The sequence below is a fragment of the Marinobacter sp. LA51 genome (assembly GCF_030297175.1).
Lineage (GTDB): Bacteria > Pseudomonadota > Gammaproteobacteria > Pseudomonadales > Oleiphilaceae > Marinobacter > Marinobacter apostichopi.
Genome location: NZ_AP028070.1, coordinates 1,443,614 through 1,465,154, shown reverse-complemented (window position 1 = coordinate 1,465,154; position 21,541 = coordinate 1,443,614). Strand labels below are relative to the sequence as shown.

The 21,541-nt window shown below is 58.7% G+C and carries 20 protein-coding genes; 4 read left to right on the top strand and 16 right to left on the bottom strand.

All coding sequences use genetic code 11. The features are described 5' to 3' along the window. The first annotated feature begins 14 nt into the window (after positions 1 to 14). Genes rsxD through nth form a run of 4 tightly spaced genes read left to right on the top strand, consistent with a single transcriptional unit; the run spans position 15 to position 3,157 of the window. Positions 15 to 1,067, top strand: a complete 1,053-nt coding sequence (gene rsxD, locus QUE89_RS06710) for an electron transport complex subunit RsxD (RefSeq protein WP_286222434.1) — start codon at positions 15 to 17, stop codon at positions 1,065 to 1,067. 3 nt (positions 1,068 to 1,070) lie between these two features. Next, positions 1,071 to 1,772, top strand: coding sequence for an electron transport complex subunit RsxG (gene rsxG, locus QUE89_RS06705; RefSeq protein ID WP_286222433.1), 702 nt, complete (start codon positions 1,071 to 1,073; stop codon positions 1,770 to 1,772). A 1-nt stretch (position 1,773) separates the two neighbouring features. Continuing rightward, the gene (locus tag QUE89_RS06700) at positions 1,774 to 2,490 is read left to right on the top strand and encodes an electron transport complex subunit E (protein WP_286222432.1); all 717 of its coding nucleotides are present in this window, start codon (positions 1,774 to 1,776) and stop codon (positions 2,488 to 2,490) included. Positions 2,491 to 2,518: 28 nt separating this feature from the next. After that, positions 2,519 to 3,157, top strand: coding sequence for an endonuclease III (nth, locus tag QUE89_RS06695; RefSeq protein ID WP_286222431.1), 639 nt, complete (start codon positions 2,519 to 2,521; stop codon positions 3,155 to 3,157). 85 nt (positions 3,158 to 3,242) lie between these two features. On the opposite strand, the gene QUE89_RS06690 is transcribed toward nth, so the two are convergent. The 16 genes from QUE89_RS06690 to dnaE all read right to left on the bottom strand — a co-directional run bounded on the left by QUE89_RS06690 (position 3,243) and on the right by dnaE (position 21,520). Further along, positions 3,243 to 3,818 (bottom strand): chalcone isomerase family protein, encoded by a 576-nt coding sequence (locus QUE89_RS06690; protein WP_286222430.1) that lies wholly within the window; start codon positions 3,816 to 3,818, stop codon positions 3,243 to 3,245. Between the two features lie 201 nt (positions 3,819 to 4,019). After that, on the bottom strand, positions 4,020 to 5,015 hold the full coding sequence (rpoS, locus tag QUE89_RS06685; protein ID WP_286222429.1) for an RNA polymerase sigma factor RpoS: 996 nt from the start codon (positions 5,013 to 5,015) through the stop codon (positions 4,020 to 4,022). Between the two features lie 200 nt (positions 5,016 to 5,215). Continuing rightward, positions 5,216 to 5,992, bottom strand: a complete 777-nt coding sequence (locus QUE89_RS06680) for a peptidoglycan DD-metalloendopeptidase family protein (protein WP_286222428.1) — start codon at positions 5,990 to 5,992, stop codon at positions 5,216 to 5,218. 316 nt (positions 5,993 to 6,308) lie between these two features. Continuing rightward, positions 6,309 to 7,205, bottom strand: a complete 897-nt coding sequence (locus tag QUE89_RS06675) for a DUF368 domain-containing protein (protein WP_353506804.1) — start codon at positions 7,203 to 7,205, stop codon at positions 6,309 to 6,311. A 68-nt stretch (positions 7,206 to 7,273) separates the two neighbouring features. Next, complete coding sequence (locus tag QUE89_RS06670; protein ID WP_286222427.1) at positions 7,274 to 7,930, bottom strand: protein-L-isoaspartate(D-aspartate) O-methyltransferase; 657 nt, start codon at positions 7,928 to 7,930, stop codon at positions 7,274 to 7,276. Next, positions 7,927 to 8,697, bottom strand: a complete 771-nt coding sequence (gene surE, locus QUE89_RS06665; RefSeq protein WP_286222426.1) for a 5'/3'-nucleotidase SurE — start codon at positions 8,695 to 8,697, stop codon at positions 7,927 to 7,929. The genes QUE89_RS06670 and surE overlap by 4 nt, the downstream gene beginning before the upstream one ends. An 11-nt stretch (positions 8,698 to 8,708) precedes the next feature. Further along, on the bottom strand, positions 8,709 to 9,809 hold the full coding sequence (gene truD / locus QUE89_RS06660; RefSeq protein WP_286222425.1) for a tRNA pseudouridine(13) synthase TruD: 1,101 nt from the start codon (positions 9,807 to 9,809) through the stop codon (positions 8,709 to 8,711). Continuing rightward, the gene (ispF, locus tag QUE89_RS06655; protein WP_286222424.1) at positions 9,806 to 10,285 is read right to left on the bottom strand and encodes a 2-C-methyl-D-erythritol 2,4-cyclodiphosphate synthase; all 480 of its coding nucleotides are present in this window, start codon (positions 10,283 to 10,285) and stop codon (positions 9,806 to 9,808) included. The genes truD and ispF overlap by 4 nt, the downstream gene beginning before the upstream one ends. A 25-nt stretch (positions 10,286 to 10,310) precedes the next feature. Then, on the bottom strand, positions 10,311 to 11,012 hold the full coding sequence (gene ispD, locus QUE89_RS06650; RefSeq protein ID WP_286222832.1) for a 2-C-methyl-D-erythritol 4-phosphate cytidylyltransferase: 702 nt from the start codon (positions 11,010 to 11,012) through the stop codon (positions 10,311 to 10,313). 150 nt (positions 11,013 to 11,162) lie between these two features. Next, positions 11,163 to 11,435, bottom strand: coding sequence for a septum formation initiator family protein (locus QUE89_RS06645; RefSeq protein ID WP_041342676.1), 273 nt, complete (start codon positions 11,433 to 11,435; stop codon positions 11,163 to 11,165). Between the two features lie 201 nt (positions 11,436 to 11,636). Continuing rightward, on the bottom strand, positions 11,637 to 12,932 hold the full coding sequence (gene eno / locus QUE89_RS06640) for a phosphopyruvate hydratase (protein ID WP_286222423.1): 1,296 nt from the start codon (positions 12,930 to 12,932) through the stop codon (positions 11,637 to 11,639). A 61-nt stretch (positions 12,933 to 12,993) separates the two neighbouring features. After that, the gene (gene kdsA, locus QUE89_RS06635) at positions 12,994 to 13,839 is read right to left on the bottom strand and encodes a 3-deoxy-8-phosphooctulonate synthase (RefSeq protein WP_286222422.1); all 846 of its coding nucleotides are present in this window, start codon (positions 13,837 to 13,839) and stop codon (positions 12,994 to 12,996) included. Positions 13,840 to 13,841: 2 nt separating this feature from the next. Further along, the gene (pyrG, locus tag QUE89_RS06630) at positions 13,842 to 15,470 is read right to left on the bottom strand and encodes a CTP synthase (RefSeq protein ID WP_286222421.1); all 1,629 of its coding nucleotides are present in this window, start codon (positions 15,468 to 15,470) and stop codon (positions 13,842 to 13,844) included. An 87-nt stretch (positions 15,471 to 15,557) separates the two neighbouring features. Further along, positions 15,558 to 16,922, bottom strand: coding sequence for a tRNA lysidine(34) synthetase TilS (tilS, locus tag QUE89_RS06625; protein WP_286222420.1), 1,365 nt, complete (start codon positions 16,920 to 16,922; stop codon positions 15,558 to 15,560). Then, entirely contained in the window at positions 16,906 to 17,859 is a 954-nt protein-coding gene (gene accA, locus QUE89_RS06620) for an acetyl-CoA carboxylase carboxyl transferase subunit alpha (RefSeq protein WP_286222419.1), read from the bottom strand. The genes tilS and accA overlap by 17 nt, the downstream gene beginning before the upstream one ends. Positions 17,860 to 18,037: 178 nt before the next feature. Then, complete coding sequence (dnaE, locus tag QUE89_RS06615; RefSeq protein WP_286222418.1) at positions 18,038 to 21,520, bottom strand: DNA polymerase III subunit alpha; 3,483 nt, start codon at positions 21,518 to 21,520, stop codon at positions 18,038 to 18,040. Between the last annotated feature and the right edge of the window lie 21 nt (positions 21,521 to 21,541).

The window sequence follows — 21,541 nt, the reverse complement described above, 5'->3', positions numbered from 1 at the left end:
CAGGCTCACTATTCATGGCATTTGCGCAACAGTCCTCACCCCATGCCCGCCGTGCCCGGTCGACCTCACAAGTCATGCTCTGGGTAATCCTGGCGGCATTGCCCGGCCTGCTTGCCCAGACGCTGTTCTTTGGTTGGGGCAACCTGATCAATGTGGTGTGGTGCATTGCGGTCGCACTGGCCAGTGAAGCGGCCATTCTGAAGCTCCGGAACAAGCCCATAGCGTTCTTCCTGAAAGACAACACTGCAGCGGTGACCGGCCTGTTGCTGGGGCTCTCGCTGCCCCAGTTTGCGCCCTGGTGGGTGTCTGGCATTGCCGTTATCTCGGCCATCGTGATGGCCAAACAGCTTTTTGGCGGTCTGGGCTCCAATCCGTTTAATCCGGCGATGGTGGGCTACGCGCTGGTACTGATTTCGTTTCCGGTGGCCATGACCACCAACTGGGCCGATCCCGCCCTGCTCTGGCAAGGCGCCCCAAGCTTCATCGACACCCTGCAAGCCATCGCATCGGCCCAACAGACCGTTGTTGATGGCTGGACCATGGCAACCCCGCTGGATGAATACAAACACAAGATCGGCAGCCTCACCGCCGCTGAGGTAACCAGCCACCCCAGTTTCGGTGACGGCGTTGCCCGAGGCTGGGAATGGGTGAATGCAGCCTTCCTGGCCGGCGGTCTGATGCTGATTGGCCTGCGGATCATTACCTGGCACATTCCCGTCAGCTTTCTTGCTGGACTCGGGATCATGAGCCTGGCGTTCGGCAGCAACGCCGACCAGTACGCGCCGCTGTCGCTGCACCTGCTGGCCGGTGGCACCATGCTGGGCGCCTTCTTCATCGCCACCGACCCGGTCTCGGCCGCCACCAGCCACCAGGGCAAGCTGATCTACGGTGCGGGCATTGGTGTTCTGATCTACCTCATCCGCACCTGGGGCAGCTATCCCGATGCCGTGGCCTTCAGCGTGCTGCTGATGAATTTCGCGGTGCCGTTCATCGATCACTACACGCCGCCCCGCACCTATGGCCATCACAAGGCCAGGCGCGGTGTGCCCGGCAGGACTCAGGGGTAACTCATGGCTTCACTGGCAAGTTCCGTCCGCCGCAGCGCCATAGGTCTTGGGCTGTTTGCGGTGATTACCGGTGGCACCATCGCGGTGACTCAGGCGCTTACTGCCGAGCGGATTCAGGAACAGGCGGCAAAAGCCGAAGCCAAGGCGCTGTTCGAGATCATTCCGGAGAGTGCCCACGACAACGAACTTCTAAGAGATACCATCGCTCTTCCGTCCAGCGACATCCTCGCCACCAACGGCGAGATGACGGCCTGGGTAGCGCGCCAAAACGGCGAGCCGGTGGGCCTGATCCTGCCCATTGTGGCGCCAGATGGCTATTCCGGGAATATCCGGTTACTGGTGGGCATCGACCTGCAGGGAACCGTGCTGGGTGTCCGCGTTACCAGCCACAAGGAAACCCCGGGCCTGGGCGACCGGATTGAGTTGAAAAAATCAGACTGGATTACCAGCTTCGATGGCCGCGCCCTGGGCGAGCCGCCGCTTCGGGACTGGACCGTCAAGAAGAATGGCGGCGTGTTTGACCAGTTCACCGGCGCCACCATCACGCCACGAGCTGTGGTTAATGCGGTGAAAGAGGCACTGGTGTACTTTCGCCTGAATCAGGAGGCGATCCGGTCGCGAGCCAAACAATCGCCCTCGCCCCGGGACAAAGCCCTGACACCGGAAGCCATCGCCGGACAAGCCACCACAGCGGAGCATTCCTGACATGGCCAGCAAAACCTCCCGCGAGATCATCCGTGACGGTCTCTGGACCAACAACCCGGCCCTGGTTCAGGTGCTCGGCCTGTGCCCCCTGCTGGCAGTCACCAGCACAGTCGTCAACGCTATTGGCCTGGGCCTGGCAACGCTGATGGTGCTGATGGGCTCGAATCTTGCGGTATCCCTGATCCGTAACTTTGTCGGCGAGTCGGTGCGGCTGCCAGCCTTCGTGATGATCATTGCCTCCTTCGTGACCTGTGCCGAACTGTTGATGCAGGCCTTCACCTACGAGCTGTACCAGATTCTCGGTATCTTCATTCCGCTGATCGTCACCAACTGCGCGATTCTGGGCCGGGCCGATGCCTTTGCCTCGAAAACCAGTCCGGGGCCGGCACTGCTTGATGGCGTCATGATGGGTCTGGGTTTCCTGGTTGTGCTGGTGCTGCTTGGCGGCATGCGCGAGCTGATTGGCCAGGGCACATTATTTGTGGACATGAATCTGTTGCTGGGCCCGGCGGCCGCGGACTGGGTTATTCGCCCATTTGACAGCTATCCGGATGTCCTGTTCATGGTGCTGCCACCCGGCGCCTTTGTTGGTCTGGGCCTTCTCATCGCACTCAAGAACGGCATCGACAACCACCTGGAAGCCCGACGCAAACTCGCCGAACCGACTCCGTCCGCCAGCGGCAGCAAGCGGGTTCGGGTAACCGGCCATGTGTCCTGATTCGCAGGTAAGGTGAAGCTCAGCTCCTATGAACAAACAAAAAAGAACCGAAATCTTTACCCGGCTGCGGGATGCAAACCCCAATCCCACCACGGAGCTTAATTACAACACGCCGTTCGAGCTGTTGATCGCCGTGATTCTGTCAGCCCAGGCTACCGACGTTGGGGTAAACAAGGCCACCGACAAACTGTACCCGGTCGCCAACACTCCCGAGGCCATCCTGGCCCTGGGCGTGGATGGGCTGAAGGAGTACATCAAGACCATCGGCCTATTTAACAGCAAAGCCGAAAACGTCATCAAGACCTGCCGCATTCTGATCGAAAAGCACGGCAGCCAGGTGCCTGAGCGTCGGGAAGACCTGGAGGCCCTGCCCGGTGTCGGCCGCAAGACCGCGAACGTGGTGCTCAATACCGCTTTCGGGCACATGGCCATGGCCGTGGACACCCACATCTTCCGGGTATCCAACCGCACTGGCATTGCCCCCGGCAAGAATGTACTGGAGGTGGAGCAACGCCTGATGCGGCTGGTGCCGAAGGAATTCCTGCTGGACGCCCACCACTGGCTGATCCTGCATGGGCGCTACACCTGCACTGCCCGAAAGCCCAAGTGCGGGGCCTGCAGCATTGAGGATCTGTGCGAGTTCAAGGACAAGCGCGAGTATCTGTAGCAGACCAGATCAGGGCCAATTCTCCCCGCATCAGAACGAAAAAAGCCGGCACTCAGTGCCGGCTTCTTACTACTTGCTGCAACGATTACCGCTGACCCAACATCTTTTCTTTCAAGTCCTGCTGAGCGGGCTTATCAGACAGCCAGATGCCAAACAGGGCCTTCTTGAAGGCCAGTCCACCCAAGGTGTCCTTGTGCTTGCCGTTCTTCAGCACTTTTACGCCCTCACCAGGCAGGTACACCAGATCAAAGACGTCACCTTCCTTGATCTCTTCCTGGAACACGCCCATGAACTGATCAACGTCGTTCTGGATCGCCGCCATGTCGCCCTCAGTGGAGGCTTTGAAGCCTTCCAGGGTGGCTTCTGTCATACGCTCACTGGTGATCATGCCGGAGATGATGTGCAGGGTGATGGCCTGGGGCTCGTCGGCATTAATGATGGCCTGACCATCATTAATGGTTTCAGGCACGTACAGACCGCCCACATAAAGATCCATGAACCACTTCGAACGCGTACCCGCGCCATTGAGCTTCAGTTCGGTATCCATTGCTGAGTAGGTGTCCGGTACATCCACGCCTTCCACAGTCAATGCTGAGGCCGGTGCCGACAGGGCAGCAGCCATGACAAGAGACATAAAACCAGTTGAGAGAGCCTTCTTCATAGTCCTTTCCTTTTGATCGTTATTATTGATGCGTTTCATTCGTCCACCGGGTTTCGACACCCTTATCCCCGCCCGGTCCGCGCATTCTAGCAACGACAGAGGGCGGTCTTGCGGAACCTGGTTCTCATTTGCGGCGATACTGAAACGTAAAAACCGGCAGGGTTACCCCGGCCGGTTCAAAGCAGAACGATCAAAGAGAGATTACTTGAACAGCAGGTTTCCGGACAGGCCTTCCTTTTCCAGAATTTCACGCAGGCGACGTAACGCCTCTACCTGAATCTGCCGGACCCGCTCCCGGGTCAGCCCGATCTCCTGCCCTACTTCTTCCAGCGTGCTTACCGGATAGCCCCGAAGACCAAAGCGACGCGACAGGACTTCTTGCTGCTTATCACTGAGCAGATCGATCCACTTCTCGAGGCAGGAGCACATGTTGTTGTCCTGCAGCAGATCGGCCGGATCCGAGGCACCTTCATCAGCAACCGTGTCGAGCAGAGACTTTTCCCCGCCGGTACCAATCGGTGTATCCATGGACGCTACGCGCTCATTGAGTCCGAGCATGCGTTTCACGTCGGCGACCGGCTTATCCACCAAGCGCGCGATTTCCTCGGCCGAGGGCTCATGATCCAGCTTTTGGGTCAGCTCTCGCGCGGCGCGCAGGTACAGGTTCAGCTCTTTGACCACGTGAATCGGCAAGCGAATGGTGCGGGTCTGGTTCATGATGGCCCGCTCAATGGTCTGTCGGATCCACCAGGTGGCGTAGGTCGAGAAGCGGAACCCGCGCTCCGGATCAAACTTCTCCACGGCCCGGATCAGCCCGAGGTTGCCCTCTTCAATCAGATCCAGCAGGGTCAGTCCACGGTTAACGTAACGCCGTGCAATCTTGACCACCAGGCGCAGATTGCTTTCAATCATGCGTTTGCGGCCGGATTCCTCACCCTTGCGTGCCAGCCGGGCAAAATACACTTCTTCTTCCGGTGTCAGTAGGGGGGAAAAGCCAATTTCATTGAGGTAAAGCTGAGTGGCGTCCAGCTGTTTCTGGCTGGTGAAATAACGCCCCTGGGTAGGAATTTCTTCGCTATCGGCCCGGTCACTTCCGGCCGACGTTTTCTCCACCTTCTCTTCTGCAAGCAACTGATCTTCGGACTCATCCTCGTCCACGACACGATCAACAATCATATCTTCCTGGTCTGCTGACATTTTCTTGCCCCGCCTCTCAATCATCCTGGATGTTCGTTCGGTCTTTCTTGTTATTGCGAACGTTCTTTGTACGGCTTCTTTTCTTCTTCAGGACATCTGTTGGTTGGCCGGTCACAACGGTGACCGTTTTTATTATTTTCTAGTGGTCTGTCTGTCAGTGCCGGTTGATCAGGAGCGACCGCATCCGGGCCGTCTGCTCATTAACGCCTTGGCAGATAGTGGGAGGGATCAACCGGATTGCCATTCTTACGGATTTCAAAATGCAACATGGGTCGTTCGGTGCCACTGCTACCAAGCTCTGCGATCACTTGACCGGCTTTAACGTCCTCCCCTTCCTGCACCAGAATCTTCCGGTTGTGTGCGTAAGCGCTCAGATAGTGCTCATTGTGATTCACGATAATCAGGTTACCGTAACCAAGCAACCCGTTGCCGGCGTAGACAACATTTCCTTGTGCTGCTGCCCTTACAGCATCTCCGGCTTTTCCGGCAATATCAATACCTTTATTGACTTTTCCGGATGTTGAATATCCAGCAATTACGGTGCCAACGTGGGGCCAGCGCCAGTCTACTCGGGCCACGGTCTGACTCTGGGACTTCAATGGAGCCCCTTTCTTGGGTGTCCGGGTTACCGTCGGCTTGGCCGTCGGCCGAGCTGATGTAGAGGCCCGGGGTTTGCGCGATGAGGCCTTTGGTTTACTGGCCGCAACCTTAGTCTGGCTGCTGGATGTTACCGTTCCGCGTAAGTCTAGCCGCAGCACCTGCCCTGCTTTCAGGTTCCAGGGCGGCTCCAGTCCGTTGGCGTCACCCAGTTCGCGATAGTCACGGCCATAGCGCCAAGCAATGCCATAAAGCGTCTCACCCGGTTGCACCACATGACGACCCCAGTACACCGGCGGGTTATAGATGTCGTCACGGTAGAGTGCGGAGGTGTTACAGCCGGAGAGGAGCGCTACAAACAGGAGGATGGCCGCCGACACTGACCGCTTGCTGAGACGTTTTGGCGCACAACGGGAGGCCTGGGCACCGGAAGGGAACCGCGGGGAAGCCGGCCAGGCGGCATTGATTAACCCACGAAAAAATCTCACAAGAATAAAAACGACCCAGTTATAAATAATCCGTATAACGCATACGGCGTGCCAAACAACTTTCTAAAGTTTTATGAGTAACTTGCTAATATATTGCACAATTCAATCTGGAATCCAAGTTACTGACTGACCACATCTGTTACCGGTAGGAACAGTCAAAATGTGCATTAGGTAACACTTTGGAAATTTTTCCACGGTGAACCGCACACTAACCGTTGCGTTGATGGCGCCCACCGCCCCACTCGACGGCCAGCACCAACAAGAAGCCTGCCAGCGCCACCAGCAACGCGAAAGCCACTTGCGGATCCTGTCCGGTTATATCCGCAAAGGTGAACGGACTGACACTCGCTTCGTTCAGCGGCACCTGTTCACCGGCACTGTTGGACCGCCAGCTAAGGGTCTGTTTCCAGGGCCACACTTTGTTCAGCGCCCCAATCATGAAGCCTGTAAGCACGGCCAGGACCACATCGTGAAAATGATGAAATGCCCAGGTAATCACTCGTGCGATGGACAGCAGGCCTAACACACACCCGACCAGGAACAACGCCAGCAGGGTAATATTGGCCGACTGGATGACCTCTAGCACCGGTGCGTACATGCCAATAATGACCAGGATGAAACTGCCGGAAATCCCCGGCAAAATCATTGCGCAGATGGCCAGCGCACCGGCCAGAAAGAAAGTCAGGGACGACGGCGCCGGCTGTACTGCGGACAAGGTGGTTATCCACCACGCCAATGCGATGCCAGCAATCAGGGGCAAACACAGGAAAGCCTTGTATTGCCGGACCTGACGACCCACGTGCCAGACCGAGGCAACAATCAGCCCGAAAAAGAAACTCCAGATCAAAATGGGATAGGTGACCAGAACGTAACTGATCAGGGATGCCAGCGTGAGAATGCTGGTCAGCACGCCGGCGAGCAAACACACCAGGAAGGTGCCATCACAGGCGTGCCAGAATGCCTGTAGCCGACCTCGAAACAGATCGCGCACGACCGCACCGGGCACCGCGTTGATGGCCTCAAGCAGGCGAAAATAAATTCCCGTAATAAAGGCGATGGTACCACCGGATACACCGGGCACTATGTCCGCAGCGCCCATGGCCATACCCCGGACAAATACCGCGGCCGGATGGTGCCGGCGCTCTCCTTCGGAACTGGCTTGATCGCTGTTGGTCACCGAACCACCCCGCCGAGCAGCGGTACAAAATGCACGGGCTCCAGTTCCTTGTGGTCAAACCGGTCACCCCGGCGGGTCACTTCCACCAGAATCTGATCTTCCTCTCCCACGGGGGCGATCAACACGCCGCCGTCCCGCAACTGCATTAACAGTTCCTGGGGTATCTCGACCGGGGCAGCAGTGACAATGATGCCATCAAACGGACCACGGTCTGGCCACCCCATGCCGCCGTCCGCGTGCTTCAGGAGCACGTTACGGGCATGAAGCTGACGCAACCGGTCGCGGGCCCGATCCTGCAAAGGTTTGATTCTTTCAACACTGTAGATTTCATCAAACAGCCGAGCGAGCACCGCAGTCTGGTAGCCGGAACCGGTGCCCAGCTCAAGCACCCGCTCAGGCTCATGCGCCAGCATCAGCTCAGTCATACGGGCCACAATGTAGGGTTGGGATAGGGTCTGGCCATAGCCGATGGGTAGGGACGTATCCTCATAGGCGCGGTGAGAAAGCGCTTCATCCAGGAAAATATGGCGGGGAACTTCGCCAAGGACATCCAGCACTCGATCCGACTCAATACCGGCCTCGCGCAGGCGTTGCACCAGGCGCATTCGGGTGCGGCGCGAGGTCATTCCAATACCCTGCAATTGCGCGGTCATGCTTCAGCCTCCCCGCAATCGTCCAGCCCCTCGACCCACTCCCGCAGCGAAGCCATGGCATCATGACGGGTCATGTCGATGTGAACGGGAGTGATCGAGACATAGCCTTCGCGAATGGCCTGAAAATCGGTCCCGGGACCGGCATCGCCACCTGCGCCGGCGGCACCAATCCAGTAGCGCTCCTTGCCCCGCGGGCAGGTCATGGGCACTGCACCTTCGGCCCGCTCACGGTGCCCCAGACGGGTCACCCGGAAACCGTTCAACTCGTTCCAGGGCAAGTCAGGTACGTTCACATTCAGAATCGAGCGGGGCCCGAGGGCCAAAGGTCGGGCGCTCTCGAGCAAGTGACGAACTACTCGTGCCGCCGTTTCATAGTGGAAGTGCCCGTTATTGACCAGGGAGACGGCAATTGCCGGGAGGCCCAGGTGGCGTCCCTCCGTGGCCGCAGCAACGGTGCCGGAATAGATGATGTCGTCACCAAGGTTGGCGTGGGTATTGATCCCCGAGACAACCCGATCAAACGGCTGATCAAACAATCCATTGACTGCCAGATGTACGCAGTCGGTAGGGGTACCATCCACGGAACGAAAGCCATTGGGATGCTGTTCAACCGTTAACGGCCGGTTCAGGGTCAGGGAATTACTGGCCCCGCTATGGTCCCTATCCGGAGCCACGACTTCCAGATCACCAAGGCCCTTCAAGCCCTCGAACAGGGCAACCAATCCTGGTGAGTGAACGCCGTCATCGTTGGACAACAGAATACGCACTGTGTTCTCCGCTAGCCTTGTTGTTTGTTATGGCGGCCGAGGCTCATGTCCTCAAGCTCGAATACATCATTCAGCAGTGTGGTGGCGTACTGTCCGGGTGCCAGTGAGAACTCAAGTCGGAGACTGCCGTCATCCTGCCATTGCCACACCAACTCACTGGGCAAAACTGCCAGGGCACGCCGCTCGGGTTTCATTCGAGTGGTTGAGAATACCCGGACAAGATCCGGTGCCTGCTCGACCACCTGGCGCTCCAACTCGCCCTGCACCCCTTCGGCAACAGTTCCGCCATCACCCCACAGCGGTCCCGTTGGTACCGAGTCAGCCTCAGAAAAACCCGGTTCACCGTCCATTGCTGTGAGCCAGCTACCCTCAGATACCCGGTGGGCAAGCACCTCATTGAACAGCCACGAACGTGCCGCCGAAAAGTACAATACGTTTTTCGAAGCCTCTCTGCCAGCGCGGTTTTTGCCTTTGCGACCGCGTCCACCAGAACGGGACCGGCTGTCCATGGCGGACGGATCCATGATCGCCGCCTGGTCCAGATTACCACCACCATGACCAAAGCGCTGGGGACCAAAATAATTCGGTGCCCCCTGCTCCTTCAGCCGGGCGAGGGCCTCATCAATATCGGCGTGTGCTCCCACCACGTCCCGCAGAACGATGACAAAGCGGTTGCCCTGATGATCACCGCGACGCAGCTTGCGGCTGGAGCGGAATGCCGACAGCACCTGCCAGCGCTCGGCCACGCTTGCAATAAACTCGGAATCTTCTGATGCCTTGCCCGGGCGATAGAGACTGAACCACTGGCTGGTGACAGCGTGACGGTCCTTCAGGCCACAAAAGCCAACATCAAACGACCGGCAGCCTGCAAGCGAGGCCAGTTCCCGCGCCACGAACTCGGTGTTGTCGCCAGTTTTGCGAAGTCGCAGATACAGGTGTTCGCCGTCCCCGGCAATGTCCTCGGGCGACGCCTCTGCGGGCACTCCCTCCAGATCCTCATCCACCTGGAAGTCTTCAGGGCAGGATTTCAACTGACCCCGGGCGATTCGGCCACCGGCCGAGGTCGGCCAGTCCAGACGCCAGTGACTCGTGGATTCGTCGTTGTTACTCACGAAGACACCGGCTCCAGCAGACACACGGCCTGGCAAGCAATACCCTCACCGCGGCCAGTGAAACCGAGCTTTTCGGTGGTGGTGGCCTTCACACTCACACGACTCGCCGGAATACCGAGATCCTCGGCGATGTTCAGGCGCATGCCCTCAATGTGCGGCGCCATTTTTGGCGCTTGGGCAATGATGGTGCTGTCGATATTGATCACACCATAGCCCTCTTCCCGCACCCTCTGCATGACCCGGCGCAGCAGATCGCGACTGTCCGCGCCGGCCCATTCGTCGCTGGTGTCCGGAAACAGGTGCCCAATATCCCCCAGAGCGACCGCACCCAGCAGGGCATCCGCCAGCGCGTGCAGCAGCACATCGCCATCCGAATGCGCCTTCAGGCCCTGACTGTGGGGAATGGATACCCCGCCAAGAATCACCGAATCGCCTGGACCAAAGGCGTGGACGTCAAAGCCCTGACCAATACGCATAACCTACTCCGGGAAACGAGAAAATTCAGAAACGGCTGAGAATAAAGCCAGCAAGATCCAGATCCGCAGGAACCGTGACCTTGATGTTGTCAGGCCGGCCTTCAACCAGTACCGGCATGGTACCGGAAAACTCCATGGCAGAGGACTCATCCGTGATCGGTAACCCAGCCTCCAGGGCTTTTTCAAGCGCAGCCACCAGCGCGGAATAGCGAAACATCTGCGGTGTCAGAGCCCGCCACAGCGCGCGTCGGTCCACGGTTTCCTGCACTTCCGGATTCTCACCCGGGCCCGCCTTCTTCAGCGTGTCCGCAACCGGCGCCGCCAACAGTCCGCCAACCGGGTGCCCGGACAAGGTGTCGATCAGCTTGTTCAGATCCTCACCAAGCACGCACGGCCGTGCTGCATCGTGCACCAGAACCCAGTCATCGTCCTCAGCCTGGCCAGCCAACGCACGCAGCGCCGCCAACACCGAATCCGCGCGCTCGGTACCGCCGGTGCAAATCTGGATTCGTTCATCCTGACTGGACTCGGTAGTCGGCCACCAATGGTCGGACGGATTCAGGGGAACCATGCAGCCGGAAAACCGGGCAGCATTCAGCACACGCGAAAGGGTGATATCGAGAATAAAACGGGAATCAATACGAAGGTACTGCTTGGGGCATTCAGCCTGCATTCGCTGGCCAATCCCAGCAGCAGGAACAATGAGCCAGAGGTTGGATTCAGTCATGGGGCGCCCGTACAAGGTCGGAAGATCGGCGAGACTGCCTTTTCCGGGAATGTCTGTGGCCATGGATGGCCACAGCCAAGCGCACATGGATGTGCTCGTAGCGGTTCCCGGGAAAGGCAGCCTCGTCGATCTACACTCCGAAGAAGGAGCTCAATTCTCTACGACAAGAAAGAAGGTTTCGTCTTCGCGAATCAAACCAAGGTTCATCCTGGCCCTTTCCTCCACGGCGCTCTGCTCATTACGCAGGTTACGAACCTCTGCGTAGAGGCGCTCGTTACGGGTCGCCAGCTCGGAGTTCTCCTCACGCTGCTCAGCAATAGACTTTTCCAGCGCCCAGACCTGCGCAAAGCTGCCCTCCCCGACCCACAGGCGCACCTGTAGCAGGAGTATCAGCACAATCATTGTGGTCCAGAGCAACTTCATTGCCGAGCCCGTTCCGGATTAACCGATTAAAAAGTAAACGACGTTTGCCGAGTATAGACCTTGGAGTAGATTAACAACAACTTCTTCTAACCGCTTGTGTAAAAAGGCCATCTCGATTGGATTTTCATCCAGATCGGGATGGCCTTAATCACTTTGTAGCCACAATCATAAAGATTGTGGCTCAAAATGGAAGGATGGGCTTCAGCCCTGGCCCTTGATTTCGCTCAGACCACGATACGGAGCCTTACCTTCAAGCTCTTCTTCGATGCGCAGCAGCTGGTTGTACTTGGCAACGCGATCAGAACGGCACAGTGAGCCGGTCTTGATCTGGCCGGCACAGGTCGCAACCGCGAGATCGGCAATGGTGGTGTCCTCGGTTTCGCCGGAGCGATGCGAGATAACGGCCGTGTAGCCGGCATCCTGCGCCATCTTGATGGCATCCAGGGTTTCACTCAGGCTACCGATCTGGTTGAACTTGATCAGGATGGAGTTACCCACGCTCTTCTCAATGCCTTCCTTGAGGATGCGGGTGTTGGTCACAAACAGATCGTCGCCCACCAGCTGCACCTTGCTGCCCAGCTTATCAGTCAGCACTTTCCAGCCGTCCCAGTCGCTCTCGTCCATGCCGTCTTCGATGGACACGATCGGGAAACGCTCGCACAGGCCTGCCAGGTAATCGGCAAAGCCTGCAGAATCAAAGCTCTTGCCCTCACCGGACAGCTGGTACTGACCATCCTTGTAGAACTCGGAAGACGCACAGTCCAGAGCCAGGGTCACGTCGGTGCCCAGCGCGTAACCGGCCTTCTCGACCGCTTCCTTGATCACTGCCAGTGCGGCTTCGTTGGACGGAAGGTTCGGAGCAAAACCACCTTCATCACCGACAGCGGTGTTCAGGCCCTGTGCCTTGAGCACCTTCTTCAGGCTGTGGAAGATTTCAGCACCAATGCGCAGTGCTTCGGCGAAGCTCTTGGCGGCCACCGGCTGTACCATGAATTCCTGGATATCAACGTTGTTGTCGGCGTGCTCGCCACCGTTGAGGATGTTCATCATGGGAACCGGCATGCTGAACTTGCCAGAGGTGCCGTTCAGGTCGGCAATGTGGGCGTACAAAGGCTTGCCCAGAGACTCGGCTGCGGCCTTGGCGGCTGCCAGGGATACGGCCAGAATGGCGTTGGCGCCAAGATTGGCCTTATTTTCGGTGCCATCAAGTTCCAGCATCACCTTGTCGAGGCCACGCTGGTCCGAAGCGTCCTTACCCAAAAGGGCATCACGAATCTTGCTGTTTATCGCATCAACCGCCTTGCGAACACCCTTACCCAGGTACCGGGAGTCGTCCTGATCACGCAGTTCAAGCGCTTCGCGGGAGCCGGTAGAGGCGCCGGAAGGCGCACAGGCGCGGCCCAGGGTGCCATCTTCGAGGATTACGTCGGCTTCAACGGTCGGGTTGCCGCGGGAGTCGAGCACTTCGCGCGCCTTGATGTTGGCAATCTTGGTCATTGTGATGCATCTCCAAAGTTTTCAGGTAATCAAAGAGGGACGAAACGAAGAACACCGCCAATCAGGCGGTGTCGATAGGTTTAAAGCTTTTGACGAGGTCATCCACGGCCTTGACCCGTGCCAGAAACGGTTCCAGCTGGCTCAGACGCAGGGCACAAGGGCCGTCGCATTTGGCCTGATCCGGATCTGGATGAGCCTCCAGAAATAGCCCGGCCAGCCCCTGGGACATGCCGGCAAGCGCCAGGTCCGTCACCTGGGCGCGGCGGCCACCAGCGGAATCCGCACGACCACCCGGCATCTGCAGGGCGTGGGTCACATCAAAGAGCACCGGTACATCCATCTGCTTCATGATGCCGAAGCCCAGCATGTCGACCACCAGGTTGTTGTAGCCGAAGCTGCTGCCCCGCTCGCACAGGATCAGCTTGTCGTTACCGGCTTCCTCACACTTGGTGATGATGTGCTTCATTTCCTGGGGCGCCAGGAACTGGGCTTTCTTGATATTGATAACCGCGCCGGTTTTCGCCATGGCGACCACCAGATCGGTCTGCCGGCTCAGGAAAGCCGGCAACTGGATGACGTCACACACCTCTGCTGCCGGTGCAGCCTGGGCAGGCTCATGGACGTCAGAAATGATCGGCACACCGAACTTGCTCTTGATGTCGGCCAGGATCTGCAGGCCCTCATCCAGACCGGGACCACGGAACGAATTCACCGAAGAGCGGTTGGCCTTGTCGAACGATGCCTTGAAGACATAGGGAATCCCCAGCTTGCCACAAGCTTCAACGTAGGCCTCGGCCACTTCAAAGGCCATTTCCCGGGATTCCAACACGTTCATGCCGCCAAACAGCACAAACGGACGATCGTTGGCAACTTCGATATCCGATACGTTCACAGTGTGCCGTGCCATGATCAGTCTCCCTGCTTGCGAGCCAGTGCCGCAGAAACAAAGCCCTTGAACAACGGATGACCGTCGCGAGGCGTCGAGGTGAACTCGGGGTGGAACTGACACGCCACAAACCAGGGATGGTCGGCTACTTCCACAACTTCCACCAGCTTGTCATCGGACGACTTGCCAGAAATCCGCAGGCCAGCATCTTTGAGCTTGGGCAGGAAATGGTTGTTCACTTCGTAACGATGGCGATGACGCTCGCGAATGGTCTTGCGGCCATAGCAGTTCGCGATGGTACTGCCTTCAGTGAGCACGCAATCCTGGGCGCCCAGGCGCATGGTGCCACCCAGGTCGGAATCGTCGGTACGCTCTTCCTTCTCGCCGCTGGCGTCCAGCCATTCAGTGATCAGACCAACAACCGGCTCAGGCGTATGAGAACGGAATTCAGTGCTGTGGGCATCCTTCAGGCCGGCGACATTGCGCGCGTATTCAATAACGGCCACCTGCATACCCAGGCAGATGCCCAGATACGGCACCCGGTTCTCACGGGCGTATTGGACCGTTCGGATCTTGCCTTCGACGCCGCGCTCGCCAAAGCCACCGGGAACCAGAATGGCGTCGGCACTCTCGAGTGCGCCGGTGCCGTCCCGCTCGATGTCTTCGGAATCGATGTAGTTGATATTAACCTTGGTGCGAGTCTTGATGCCGGCGTGAAGCAGGGATTCGATCAACGACTTGTAAGCGTCGAGCAGCTCCATGTATTTGCCGACCATGGCGATGGTCACCTCGCCCTGCGGATTCAGCAAGGATTCGACAACGTTGTCCCACTCGCTCAGGTTGGCGGCACGGGCATCCAGGTTAAAGCGCTCAATGACCAGCTGGTCCAGACCGTGCTCGTGCAGCATACGCGGAATGGCGTAAATGGACTTGGCGTCCTGCAGCGGGATAACTGCACGCTCTTCCACGTTGGTAAACAGGGCAATCTTACGACGGGAGCTGGCATCCACCTCGTGCTCTGAACGGCACAGGAGAATGTCCGGCTGCAAGCCAATGGAGCGCATTTCCTTGACGGAATGCTGGGTCGGCTTGGTTTTAATCTCACCGGCGGTGGCGATGTAGGGCACGAGGGTCAGGTGCATGAACAGCGCACGCTGGGCGCCGACTTCAACCTTTAGCTGACGGCAGGCTTCAAGGAACGGCAGGGATTCGATGTCACCCACGGTTCCGCCTACTTCGATCAAGGCCACGTCTGCACCGGCAGCGCCTTCAACCACACGACGCTTGATCTCGTCGGTAATGTGCGGGATGACCTGCACGGTACCGCCGAGATAATCGCCACGGCGCTCTTTACGAATGACTTCTTCGTATACGCGACCGGTGGTGAAGTTGTTGCGACGGGTCATGGGCGTGCGGATAAACCGCTCGTAGTGCCCCAGGTCCAGGTCTGTTTCCGCGCCGTCGTCGGTGACAAAAACTTCACCGTGCTGGAACGGGCTCATGGTGCCGGGGTCCACGTTGATGTACGGGTCCAGCTTGAGAATAGTGACCTTCAGGCCGCGTGCCTCGAGGATCGCAGCCAGTGAGGCTGATGCGATACCTTTCCCCAAGGAGGACACGACACCGCCGGTGACGAAAATATAACGCGTCATGCAGATTCCATGATTGTCTGGTTCGGTGAAGGAGGGAGATTGTCATCTCAAGATGGGACGCCAGACTACCAGAATCCCCCCACTGACTCAATCACCTTCCCGCTTCACGATGAGCCTCCAGCCGGCGGCAGGAGCGCTTCCCGAGTATTGGCCCGAACACCACAGATCGCCTACGGCAATGAGTACGGCATCATCCCCCGAACCCGCAAAAACCAACGGAAGACGGGTCCGCTCCCAGGGTGGAACAGCCTGTTCCTGCAGCCAGTTTTTCAGTGATTTCGAGTGCCCGTCCGGGTGCAATCGGATGCGTTCGCCACCCTGCCTCGTAGATACCCGTATTGGCGGCAACACCGATTCCGGGTTAGCGGCGGATTCCAGGGCAAGCGTCCAGCCTCCAAACACGATCGATTGACCAGGCAAAAACTCCTGAGGCGAATCCGGTTTCTCCCCTCGCTCCGGCACCAGGTATATCCGGCCCTGGAACCGGCGCAAGCTGAACCCTTCGCCCAGCAACTCGGGCTCACGGTCCGGTCCGGCCTCCAGCAACTCTTGCAGCACCTGCTGCCAGTCCGAGATCGCAGGCGGCTCAAAGCCCTGCTGGCGAATCCACCAGCGCACCAGATTGACCTGTTCAATCGCTGCCAGCGCCTGTAACGATGGCGACGACAATCGTCCATCGGTATCACCCACCTGGGCGCATTGGAGTTCCGCCAGTCGGTCATTCAGAAAAGCGCTGTCCGCGCACGCGCCGGCACTGTGCCGAAGCCTCCGGCTCAGGTTCGGCCAGCGGGCTTTCAGGCCCGGCAGGATGCCGTGGCGCAGGTAATTGCGATCGTAGCCCTGATCGGTATTGCTCGGATCTTCCACCCAATCGAGTGACGCCTGGCGCGCCCAACGCTCAAGCTCTGCCCGCTCCAGATCCAGCCAGGGCCGGACCAGCTGACCGGCACCCAGCGCCCGGCTGCGGGGCATTCCTGCCAGTCCGGCAACGCCGCTGCCACGCATCAGCCGAAACAAAATCGTTTCCGCCTGGTCATCAGCGTGATGTGCCATCAGCAACAGATCGCACGGTTCCAGAACCTGCTCAAACACCGAGTAGCGTGCCCTGCGCGCAGCTTCTTCAATACCGCCAACATCACCAGCCTCGTCACTTACCTTGTCAGTCTGCACCGACACCCGACGGGAAATAAAATGCACACCCAACCGATCGCACAGCGCACGGCACAGGGCTTCGCTGTCGCTGGCATTGGATTGCAACTGATGATTAACGTGGATAGCGACAACCGGAACCCGGGCGGCGTGGGAATGGGCGACCACATGGAGCAGCAAGACGGAATCCAGGCCACCACTGACGGCGACCCACAGGCGGGCGTGTTCGGGAAGTGACCTGACCGGAGCACACAGGGCGTCCGGCCAGGCAACGCCGTTCTCGGGCTTAGCGCCCGGTGTCATAGCGGGTCAGCCGCTCATAGCGGCGTGCGACCAGTTCGTCCTTGGGCAGGCGGGACAGCTCGGACACGCCCTTGGCCAGAATGTCTTTCAGGGATTGGGCCATCTTGTCCGGATTCCGGTGCGCACCACCCAAGGGTTCCTGGATGACGTTGTCCGCCAGCCCGAGATCCTTGAGCCGGTCTGCAGTTACACCCATAGCTTCTGCGGCCTGCGCTGCATACTCTGCACTTTTCCAGAGGATAGAGGCACAACCTTCGGGAGAGATAACGGCATAAGTGGAGTACTGCAGCATGTTCAGCTGATCGCACACACCGATGGCCAGTGCGCCACCGGAGCCACCCTCACCGATAACGGTGGAGATGATCGGAGTTTTCAGCCGTGACATCACCGCCAGGTTGAACGCAATGGCTTCACTCTGCCCACGCTCTTCGGCACCGATGCCTGGATAGGCGCCCGGGGTGTCAATGAAGGTGAGGATTGGCATATTGAACCGCTCGGCCATTTCCATCAGGCGCAGGGCCTTACGGTAGCCTTCAGGGCGAGGCATGCCGAAGTTGCGCTTTACTTTGTCACGCACTTCCCGACCTTTCTGGTGACCAATCACCATGACCGGCTTGTCGTCCAGGCGGGCGGTGCCGCCCACGATGGCCAGGTCGTCAGCGTAGCGCCGATCACCGTGCAGCTCGTCAAAATCCTCGAACATCGACTCGATGTAATCAAGGGTATAGGGTCGGCGCGGATGGCGTGCCAGACGCGCAACGTCCCACGGCTTCAGATCCGAGAAAATACTCTCGGTCAAGCTGACGCTCTTCTTCTTCAGCCGGGTAATTTCATCGCTGATGTTAATGTCGGTGTCGTTGCCCACCATGCGAAGCTCTTCAATCTTGGCTTCCAGGTCGGCAATAGGCTGTTCGAAATCCAGATAATTAGGGTTCATGATGTTCCATCATTTGATTGCCAGGTGGAGAAACACTCCGCCAAACCAGAATTTGGGACAAAGATAGCAGCGCCCGCAACACGGCTAAAGCGGACATTGGTATGAGTCCGCATTCTGACAAAACCGTAATTTATCAATGTGTCAGCCGTATTAGCGCCCAGAACCTTGCCGGACTAACTCAATCATAGACCAGTTCAACGGACTGGTCGCCCACCAGGTACCGAAGCTCCAGCAACAGGTTATCGTCCGGTTGCACGCGCCAGGAATCCCCCAGCTCGATACGGGTCCTGGCCTCGTCGCTGCTGTATTCGATCCAGACCGGGCTGCCTTCACAGCGAAACGGCCTCAGGGTGCTGTCCAGCTTTTCCAGCAAGCCGTTCTGCAGCTGTTCCGAACGCAGGGCCAGCTTCAACCCCTTGCTGAACTGCTGGCGTGCACTGCCCACGTCCATCACCGAACTCACCCGCATTTTCATCTGCCCGGAGTAATCGTCGTGGCTGACCTGGCCTTCCACCACGATCACCTGATCCGACTGCAGCAATTCGCGGTTCTCGAAAAAGGCCTCCGAGAACAGGGTGGCCTCGATGCGGGCACTCCGGTCATCCAGGGTGATGAAGCACATGGTGGACCCGGTGCGGGTTTTCATGGTGCGCTGCGCCACCACCAGCCCTGCCACTCGCTGCGGTGACTTGTTGGGCTTCAGGTCAGCAATGGAGGAGCGCACGAAACGGCGCACCTCTTTCTCGTATTCGTCAAACGGGTGCCCGGTAAGATACAGGCCCAGGGTGTCTTTTTCCCCTTTCAGCCGCTGCTTTTCGGGCCATTCCCGGACACCGACAACGTCGGCGTAAACATCTTCGCCTTCGCCCCCTTCCAGCATCTCGCCGAACATATCGGTCATGCCCACGGATTCGTTCCGGGATTGCTGGCCGGCCTGCTGAACTGCCTTATCGATACTGGCCATCAACTGGGCCCGACTGGCGCCCAACTTATCCATGGCACCGGAGCGGATCAATGCCTCCATGGCCCGCTTGTTGACCTTTTTCAGATCAATGCGGCGGCAGAAATCGAAAATATCCTGGTAAGGCTCGCCGTCACCGCGGCCTTCAACCACGCTCTGGATCGGCCCCTCACCCAGGCCCTTGATGGCGCCCAGGCCGTACACGATCTGGCCCTCGTCGTTCACGGTGAAGGTGAAATCCGAGCGGCTGACGTCCGGCACCAGCAGGTCCAATTTCATGTTGCGGCACTCTTCCACCAGAGTGACCACCTTGTCGGTGTTCTGCATATCGGCGGTGAGTACCGCGGCCATGAATTCGGCCGGGTAATGGGCTTTCAGCCACAGAGTCTGGTAGGACACCAGCGCGTAGGCGGCGGAGTGGGATTTGTTGAAACCGTAACCGGCGAACTTCTCCACCAGGTCGAAAATATTCTCCGCGAGAGTTTTGTCGATGCCATTCTGCTCGCAGCCGTCCAGGAAGAACTGCTTCTGCTTGGCCATTTCCTCGGGTTTTTTCTTACCCATGGCCCGGCGCAGCATGTCGGCGTTACCCAGACTGTAGCCACCCATCACCTGGGCGATCTGCATGACCTGCTCCTGGTAAAGGATAACCCCATAGGTGGGCTCCAGAACCGGTCTCAGGCCTTCGTACTGATAGTCCGGGTGCGGGAAAGACATGGGCTGGCGACCGTGCTTCCGGTCGATGAAGTCATCGACCATGCCCGACTGCAACGGACCCGGCCGGAACAATGCCACCAGGGCGATCATGTCTTCCAGGGAATCCGGCTGCAGGCGCCGGATCAGGTCTTTCATACCCCGGGATTCCAGCTGGAATACCGCCGTGGTCTCGGCCTTCTTGAGCATGTCGAAGGACGGAACATCGTCGAGCGGAATCTCGTTGATATCCAGTTCCGTTAATCCGCGCTGTTGCCGGCGCGGGTTGATCATGTTCAGGGCCCACTTGATGATGGTAAGCGTACGCAGGCCCAAAAAGTCGAACTTGACCAGGCCGGCGTCTTCCACGTCGCCCTTGTCGAACTGGGTAACCAGGCTGCCGCCCTCGTCATCGCAGTACAACGGCGAGAAATCGGTGATCTTGGTGGGCGCGATCACCACGCCGCCGGCGTGCTTACCGGCGTTCCGGCATATCCCCTCAAGCTTGAGCGCCATCTCCCAGATTTCCTGGGCTTCCTCGTCCTGCTCCAGGAAATCTTTCAGCTGGGGCTCCTGCTCAATCGCCTTTTCCAGGGTCATGCCCGGCTCAAACGGGATCAGCTTGGACAGCTTGTCCGCCAGGCCGTAAGACTTGCCCTGCACCCGCGCCACATCCCGCACCACCGCTTTGGCCGCCATGGTGCCGAAAGTGATGATCTGGGAGACCGCTTCCCGGCCGTATTTCTGGGCCGTGTATTCAATGACCCGGTCCCGGCCTTCCATGCAGAAGTCGACGTCGAAGTCGGGCATGGATACCCGTTCCGGGTTCAGGAAGCGCTCGAACAGCAGGTCGTATTCCAGCGGGTCAAGATCAGTGATCAACTGGGCGTAAGCCACCAGCGAACCGGCACCGGAACCCCGGCCCGGCCCTACAGGAACGCCGTTATTCTTGGCCCACTTGATGAAGTCCATAACGATCAGGAAGTAGCCAGGGAACCCCATCTGGATAATGATATCCAACTCGAAGTTCAGGCGCTTGTAGTAGGCCGCCCGCTTCTCGTCGTACTCCGGATCGTCCTTGCTCAGGGTCTTGGCAAGCCGCTCCTCCAGACCTTCCTCGGAGACTTTGCGGAAGTAGTCGTCCATGGTCATCCCGTCGGGGATGGGATAGTTCGGCAGGAAGTACTCACCCATGCGCACCTTCACCGAGCACCGGCGGGCGATCTCCACGGTGTTCTCGATGGCCTCTGGGATGTCGGAGAACAGCTCGATCATGTCCTCGGCACTGCGCAGGTACTGCTGATCGCTGAACCGACGATCCCGACGCGGATCATCCAGAGTCCGGCTCTCCCCGATGCAAACCCGGGCTTCATGGGCTTCGAAATCGTCAGCCGTGAGGAAGTGCACATCGTTGGTGGCGACCACCGGCAGGCCCAGTTCCTGGGCCAGTTCGACACTCAGATGCAGGCAGTCTTCGTCGCCGTCCCGGCCGGTTCGCTGCAGCTCCAGGTAACAGGACCCCGGATACAGGTTCATCCAGTAAGCCGCTCGCTCCCTGGCCAACTCCGGCTTCTCGGCCATCAGGGCCTTGCCGATGTCACCCATTTTGGCGCCGGACAGCATGATCAGGCCATCAGGACGCGCTTCCAGCCATTTGCGCTGAATGATGGGCTTGCCAAAGCGCTGCCCTTCGGTATAGCCGAGGGAAATGATCTCGGTCAGGTTCAGGTAACCGTCATTATTCCGGGCCAGCAGTGTCAGCCGGAACGGGTTGTTCGGCTCATCGGGATTTTCCAGCCAAAGGTCGGCTCCCATGATGGGCTTGACCCCGGCGCCGGTTGCGGCCTTGTAAAAGCGAACCAGCGAGCACATGTTGGACTGGTCGGTAAGGCCGACCGCGGGCATGCCCAGTTCGGCCACACGGCCGATCAGGGGTTTGACCCGGACCAGTCCGTCGACCATGGAGTATTCGGAGTGCACGCGGAGGTGTACAAAAGTCTGCGCCATAACGTCAGGCAATTCCTGCTG

Bases quoted from the DNA above. Each gene is read 5' to 3' on its own strand.
- QUE89_RS06700 (WP_286222432.1), top strand. From the start codon at position 1,774: ATGGCCAGCAAAACCTCCCGCGAGATCATCCGTGACGGTCTCTGGACC.
- QUE89_RS06645 (WP_041342676.1), bottom strand. From the start codon at position 11,435: ATGAAGTTGCTCTGGACCACAATGATTGTGCTGATACTCCTGCTACAG.
- ispF (WP_286222424.1), bottom strand. From the start codon at position 10,285: ATGCGTATTGGTCAGGGCTTTGACGTCCACGCCTTTGGTCCAGGCGAT.
- rsxG (WP_286222433.1), top strand. From the start codon at position 1,071: ATGGCTTCACTGGCAAGTTCCGTCCGCCGCAGCGCCATAGGTCTTGGG.
- rsxD (WP_286222434.1), top strand. From the start codon at position 15: ATGGCATTTGCGCAACAGTCCTCACCCCATGCCCGCCGTGCCCGGTCG.
- accA (WP_286222419.1), bottom strand. From the start codon at position 17,859: ATGAACCCTAATTATCTGGATTTCGAACAGCCTATTGCCGACCTGGAA.
- ispD (WP_286222832.1), bottom strand. From the start codon at position 11,012: ATGACTGAATCCAACCTCTGGCTCATTGTTCCTGCTGCTGGGATTGGC.
- eno (WP_286222423.1), bottom strand. From the start codon at position 12,932: ATGACCAAGATTGCCAACATCAAGGCGCGCGAAGTGCTCGACTCCCGC.
- QUE89_RS06690 (WP_286222430.1), bottom strand. From the start codon at position 3,818: ATGAAGAAGGCTCTCTCAACTGGTTTTATGTCTCTTGTCATGGCTGCT.
- rpoS (WP_286222429.1), bottom strand. From the start codon at position 5,015: ATGTCAGCAGACCAGGAAGATATGATTGTTGATCGTGTCGTGGACGAG.
- QUE89_RS06670 (WP_286222427.1), bottom strand. From the start codon at position 7,930: ATGACCGCGCAATTGCAGGGTATTGGAATGACCTCGCGCCGCACCCGA.
- nth (WP_286222431.1), top strand. From the start codon at position 2,519: ATGAACAAACAAAAAAGAACCGAAATCTTTACCCGGCTGCGGGATGCA.
- kdsA (WP_286222422.1), bottom strand. From the start codon at position 13,839: ATGGCACGGCACACTGTGAACGTATCGGATATCGAAGTTGCCAACGAT.
- pyrG (WP_286222421.1), bottom strand. From the start codon at position 15,470: ATGACGCGTTATATTTTCGTCACCGGCGGTGTCGTGTCCTCCTTGGGG.
- QUE89_RS06675 (WP_353506804.1), bottom strand. From the start codon at position 7,205: ATGGCCATGGGCGCTGCGGACATAGTGCCCGGTGTATCCGGTGGTACC.
- dnaE (WP_286222418.1), bottom strand. From the start codon at position 21,520: ATGGCGCAGACTTTTGTACACCTCCGCGTGCACTCCGAATACTCCATG.
- tilS (WP_286222420.1), bottom strand. From the start codon at position 16,922: ATGACACCGGGCGCTAAGCCCGAGAACGGCGTTGCCTGGCCGGACGCC.